Annotated in this window: 5 protein-coding genes; 3 read left to right on the top strand and 2 right to left on the bottom strand. The window is 74.0% G+C overall.

Annotation, left to right across the window (positions count from 1 at the left end):
* Both KS423_RS38450 and KS423_RS38445 read right to left on the bottom strand, forming a co-directional pair.
* The coding region (locus tag KS423_RS38450; RefSeq protein ID WP_374120109.1) for a cytochrome bc complex cytochrome b subunit at positions 1-1,628 on the bottom strand (1,628 nt) is incomplete at its 3' end.
* 126 nt (positions 1,629-1,754) lie between these two features.
* Positions 1,755-2,177 (bottom strand): SsgA family sporulation/cell division regulator, encoded by a 423-nt coding sequence (locus KS423_RS38445; RefSeq protein WP_224284376.1) that lies wholly within the window; start codon positions 2,175-2,177, stop codon positions 1,755-1,757.
* A gap of 253 nt (positions 2,178-2,430) precedes the next feature.
* Between KS423_RS38445 and KS423_RS38440 the strand changes: the two genes are divergently transcribed.
* The 3 genes from KS423_RS38440 to KS423_RS38430 all read left to right on the top strand — a co-directional run bounded on the left by KS423_RS38440 (position 2,431) and on the right by KS423_RS38430 (position 4,732).
* Complete coding sequence (locus KS423_RS38440; RefSeq protein WP_224284375.1) at positions 2,431-2,703, top strand: hypothetical protein; 273 nt, start codon at positions 2,431-2,433, stop codon at positions 2,701-2,703.
* Positions 2,704-2,797: 94 nt separating this feature from the next.
* Positions 2,798-3,364 carry a GNAT family N-acetyltransferase gene (locus KS423_RS38435; RefSeq protein ID WP_224284374.1) on the top strand — a complete coding sequence of 189 codons (567 nt, stop codon included), beginning with the start codon at positions 2,798-2,800 and terminating at the stop codon, positions 3,362-3,364.
* A gap of 168 nt (positions 3,365-3,532) precedes the next feature.
* A complete protein-coding gene (locus tag KS423_RS38430; protein WP_224284373.1) occupies positions 3,533-4,732 on the top strand; it encodes an enoyl-[acyl-carrier-protein] reductase FabV in 1,200 nt (399 codons plus the stop codon).
* Positions 4,733-4,906: the final 174 nt, after the last annotated feature.

Raw genomic sequence — 4,906 nt, 5'->3', positions numbered from 1 at the left:
GCCCGGACGGCCGGGGGAGCGGGGTGGGCCGGGGCGGTGAGGACGGCCGCGACGCGCTCCGACTCCCCCTCGGTGGCCGGGAGTTCGACCCGGTCGCGGTGGTACCAGGAGCTCGCCGCGGCGCGCACCCGCTGGTGCCGCGGTGCCCCCTCCGGGGCGGTCGCCGGCTCCGCCGCGGCACGCGCCAGCAGCACGTACCGCTCGGCCGCGGGCACCGGGCGGTGGTGGCCGGAGAAGCCACCGTCGTGGGACTGGTCGATCCGGCCGGTCTCGTCGCCGTCCAGCAGCCGGGCGCGGTCCCGCGCCTGCAGGGCCAGGCAGAGGCGCCGGGTGAGCATGAAGACCACCGGCGGCAGCACGATCAGCGCCGTCCGCAGCGCCACGGTGAGCGCGTTGACGGAGAGCTCGAAGGTGTACGCGATCACGTCGTTGCCGCCGGCGATCAGCAGCACGGCGTAGACGGTGATCCCGGCGGTGCCCAGTGCGGTGCGGGTGGGCTTGTTGCGCGGGCGGTCGCACAGGTGGTGTTCGCCGGTGTCGGGGTCGAGCCAGCGTTCGACGAAGGGGTAGGCGTACAGCGCCGTGAACAGCAGGCCGGGCACCACCAGGGCGGGCAGGAGCACGTTCCACGACACGGTGTGCCCGAGCACCCTGGTCTCCGCAGCCGGCATCAGCCGCAGGGCCCCCTCGATGAAGCCGATGTACCAGTCCGGCTGCGCGCCCGTCCCGACGACGTCGGGGCGGTAGGAGCCGTACCGCCAGATCGGGTTGATCTCGGCGAGGAAGGCCGACAGCGCCATCACACCGCCCACCGTGAACAGCAGGCCCACCGTACGGGTCAGGAACTGGGGGAAGAAGGGCATCCCCACGACGTTGCGGTTGGTGCGGCCGGGGGCGGCCCAGTGGGTGTGCTTCAGCGTCACCACCAGCGTCAGGTGCGCCCCGACCAGGGCCAGCAGCAGGCCGGGGACCAGGAGGACGTGCAGGGTGAACAGCCGGGGGATGATGTCGTGCCCGGGGAACTCGCCGCCGAAGGCGAACAGGGTGAGGTAGGAGCCGACCAGCGGCACCGAGAGCAGCACGCCCTCGGCGATCCGCAGGCCGGTGCCGGAGAGGGTGTCGTCGGGCAGCGAGTAGCCGGAGAACCCCTCCAGCAGCGCGAGGTTGAACAGCGTCACCCCGATCATCCAGTTGAGCTCGCGCGGGCGGCGGAACGCCCCGGTGAAGAACACCCGCAGCAGGTGCACGCCGATCGCGGAGGCGAACAGCAGCGCCGACCAGTGGTGGATCTGGCGGATCATCAGTCCGCCCCGCACCTCGAAGCTGATCCGCAGCGTCGACGCGTACGCCTCGGAGACCCGCACGCCGCTGAGCGGCAGGTAGGCGCCCTGGTAGACGACCTCGTCCATGCTCGGATCGAAGAAGAGCGTCAGGTAGACGCCGGTCAGCAGCAGCACCACGAAGCTGTACAGCGCGAGTTCGCCGAGCAGGAAGGACCAGTGGTCCGGGAAGACCTTGCGGAGCAGTTCCCGGCCTGCCTCCATGACCGGCAGCCGCCCGTCCAGGTGGGTCGCGACACGCTCGCCGGCGGACGGCTCGCGCCCGTTCGAAGCCCTGGTTTCGTCCACGGCAGGAACCTAGTGGGCCTCCCGGCGCGCGGGGCGGCCGAGGGCTGCGGTTGCCGCGGTGGGCGGTGCCAGAGCACTCCAACGGCGCAACGGGCACGGTCATCCGTGCGCCGCTCGCCCGGGCGCTCAGTCCTCCGCCAGCAGCCGGGCGAGTGCGGCGTCCACGTCGAGGTGGTCGGACTCCGCGCCGGCGGGCACCAGCCGGAAGGAGTCCGAGAGGAACGCGGTGACCTCCTCCTCCGGCGCGCTGAGGACGGCCTGCTCGCCGTCGGTCCCCCGCAGGGTGATCAGGACCTCGCCCTCGTGCCCCGGGCTCACCCGGACGTCGCCGCTGCCGGCCGGGGCGTGCCGGCCCTCGGTCAGCAGCTCGCGGCTGAAGTACCAGCACACCTGGGCCTCGGCCGGTACGCACGCGCAGGGCGTCAGCGGGAACGTCAGGCAGGCCGCGTAGGGCAGGCTCGGGTCGAACCGCAGCTCCGCGACGACCGGGACGTCGGGCAGCGGGCTGTCGGGGAAGGTGACGGGCATCGGGTGGGCGGGCATCTGCATCGAACGACCCTCCTGTGGCCGTGGCGCCGGTCCCGGGTGGGCCGGCGACCCTGTCCGGCCCCTACCCGGTGCGCGGCGGCGCAGTCGACGGGCACCCAATCTCCACAACTCGCGGGTGGGGCCGGGGTGTTCGTCGGGGGAAGGGGAGGAGCAGCCCCGGGAGGGGACGGCCTGCGCCCATCGGCTCCCGGTAGGCCTGCCGGGCGGCCGCGGGGAGGTGACGCGGCCCGGTCGGCCGGGGCATCATCGCGGGATGACGACGATCAGAACCCGGCGGGGGGCGCCTCGGCATTCCGGCACGGGCAACGACTACACCCCGGACAGCACCCGCGCCCGGCTCACCGGCCTCGGCTACCCGGCGGAGAAGGTGCAGGTGTACGAGAACGGGCGGACCACCGTCGGGTTCGTCGTCCAGGCCACCGGGATGTGCCTGACCGGGACGACGATCCCCGACTCCGCCAGGGCGGAGGCCTTCTCGGGCTACCCGGACCGCAACGGCTGCGACATCCCGCGCGGCGGCCACTGACCATCACCGGGTGTGCGGCGCGGGGCAGTTCACTCGCGGGGCGGTTCACCACGGGTCGTTGCGGCGGGCGCCGTGGGAAAGGAGCACGGCCGTCATGGGGCGACCGAGGAACGTCATCGAGCGCGGAGACCTCGTGCTGCGACGCTGGCGGGGGCAGGAGGACTTTGAGGCTGCCTTCACGCTGATCGAGGAGTCGCTGGACCACCTGCGGCCCTGGGAGCCGTGGGTGGCCCGGCACGACGAGGAGCACACCCGCGCGCTGCTCGGCAGGTGCGACACCTGGTGGGCGAGCGGCGAGGTGTACAACTACGCGATCGTCGAGGACGGCACCCCGGTCGGCATGTGCCAGACCGCCCGTGCGGCCGAGCCCGGCGGCCGCCGCATCGGGTACTGGCTGCACCCCGCCGCCACCGGCCGGGGCCTCGCCACCCGGGCGGTGGCGGCGCTGGCCGAGGAGACGTTCACCCTGTCGGAGGTGGCGTACCTGGAGATCGTGCACGACCGGGCCAACACCGCGAGCGCCGCCGTCCCGCGCCGTCTGGGCTTCACCGAACTCCGGCGGGAGCCGGCCGCACCGCCGGTCGCCCCGGCCGGCAGCGGGACCGCGGTGGTCTGGCGCCTGGACCGCCCCGGGCGTGCCGCCGACCCGTCCGCACGGTGACCGGCCTTCCGGTTAGCCGAAGCAGGACACCGCCGCAATGACGACCTCCGACAAGTACGGGCCGCATCTTCCGTGACGGCATGGCAGAGGCGGCGCCCGACGGCGCGGATAGGCTCCGGACGACCGACACCTTGATCACGATCTCCGGATCGGAGAGGGCACCACCGCGTGAGCATCCAGCAGATCACCCCCAAACAGCGGGGCTACCTGATCGTCAACTCCCACCCGGCCGGGAGCGAGGCCACCGTCGACCGCCAGTGGCGGCGCATCGAGCCCGCCGCGCCGGCCGGTCGGGCCCCGGTCGCGCTGGTCCTCGGCGCCAGCGCCGGATACGGCCAGGCGCTCCTGCTCGCCGGGCTGCGCCGCCAGGGCATCCGCGGCATCGGCGTCGCCTACGAGGGTGCCGCCACGGAGCGGCGCACCGCCACCGCCGGCTGGTACCGCACCGCCGCGACCTCCGCCCTGGTCGAGCAGGGCGGAGGCGACTTCACCTTCGTCAACGCCGACGCCTACGCGGACGCCACCCGCGCCGAGGTGCTCAAGCTCCTCACCGAGCGCTACGGCCCGGTCGACTACCTCGTCTACTCGCTCGCCTCACCGCGGCGCACCGACCCGGCCGCCGGCGAGGTCCACCACTCGGTGATCAAGCCGCTCGGCTCCCCGTACACCTCGCCGTCCCTGCTCTTCGAGGACGGCGCCCCGCAGATCGGCACCGTCGACCTCACCCCGGCCGACGAGGCCGAGCGGGCGGCGACCGTCAAGGTGATGGGCGGCGAGGACTGGGGGCTGTGGGTGCGGGCGCTGGCCGACGAGGACCTGCTCGGTCCCGGCTTCACCACCGTGGCCCTGTCCTACGTCGGCTCCGAGATCACCGCGCCGGTCTACCGGCAGGGCACGATCGGCGCCGCCAAGGAACACCTGGAGGCCACCGCCCGGCAGCTGCAGACCGGGCTGCTCGCCGGCCGCGGCCGGGCGTTCACCGTCGTCGCCGGCGCGGCCGTCACCCAGGCGTCCACCGCCATCCCCTCCATCGCCCTCTACACCTCGCTGCTGCGCAACGTCCTCGGCGAGGACGGCTGGCGCACGACCGACGACCAGGCCGTGGACCTGTGGGAGCAGCTGACCGGCGCGAAGGAGCTCACCCTGGACGGGCAGGGCCGCATCCGCCTGGACGGCTGGGAGCTCGACCCCGCCGTGCAGGACCGGGTGCGGGAGCTGTGGGCCGACCCGATGGCCGCGCTGGCCGCCGACCCGGCCGGCTCCGCCTGGTTCTACAACCAGTTCCGGCAGCTGTACGGCTGGGACGTCCCCGGCGTCGACTACACCACGGGGGTCGAGACCTCGGTGCCCTGGCCCGGGCAGCGGTAGCCCGAGCGCCCGTGGCTCGGGGGCGCGTCACCCCGTCAGCGGGCGCGTGCGGTCCGGCAGCCGGACGACGAGTACGGCCGGCAGCTCCGCGCACCACGCCGCTCCGCCCGCCGCCTCGCCCGGTCGGCGGGCGGAGCGGCGGGCGAACCGTACGAGGGGGTCTCAGGCAGGCTC

The sequence above is a fragment of the Streptomyces sp. LS1784 genome (genome assembly GCF_020103755.1).
Lineage (GTDB): Bacteria > Actinomycetota > Actinomycetes > Streptomycetales > Streptomycetaceae > Kitasatospora.
The sequence above is the reverse complement of the archived record's forward strand: the minus strand, read 5'-3'. Positions and strand labels throughout refer to the sequence as shown.